Source organism: Burkholderia sp. AU33803 (genome assembly GCF_002223095.1).
GTDB lineage: Bacteria > Pseudomonadota > Gammaproteobacteria > Burkholderiales > Burkholderiaceae > Burkholderia.
Map to the genome: position 1 here is coordinate 1 of NZ_NKFJ01000023.1, position 608 is coordinate 608.

1 protein-coding gene is annotated in these 608 nt (G+C 65.1%); it reads left to right on the top strand.

What is annotated here, in order from left to right; all coding sequences use genetic code 11:
- On the top strand, positions 1–608 hold a 608-nt coding region (gene ccsB / locus CFB41_RS37080; protein ID WP_089460164.1), incomplete at both ends, for a c-type cytochrome biogenesis protein CcsB.

A 608-nucleotide genomic window follows, 5' to 3' on the forward strand; every position in this document is an offset into this window, starting at 1 on the left:
CTGATGGTGCGCTGGTACGAGTCCTACCTGATCGGGGCGGACGTCGGGCACATTCCGGTATCGAACCTGTATGAAGTGTTCGTGCTGTTCAGCCTGATCACCGCGCTGCTCTATCTGTATTACGAAGGCCACTACGGCACGCGCGCGCTCGGCGCGTTCGTGCTGCTGGTGATCAGCGCGGCCGTGGGCTTCCTGATGTGGTACTCGGTCGCGCGCGACGCGCAGCAGATCCAGCCGCTCGTGCCGGCGCTGCAAAGCTGGTGGATGAAGATCCACGTGCCGGCGAACTTCATCGGCTACGGCAGCTTCGCGCTGTCGGCGATGGTGTCGGTCGCGTACCTGATGAAGGAGCGCGGCGTGCTCGCCGATCGCCTGCCGACGCTCGACGTGCTTCACGACGTGATGGTCAAGTCGATCACGGTCGGTTTCGCGTTCTTCACGGTCGCAACGATCCTCGGCGCGCTGTGGGCCGCGGAAGCATGGGGCGGCTACTGGAGCTGGGACCCGAAGGAAACCTGGGCGCTGATCGTGTGGCTCAACTACGCGGCGTGGCTGCACATGCGCCTGATGAAGGGCCTGCGCGGCACGGTGGCCGCATGGTGGGCGCT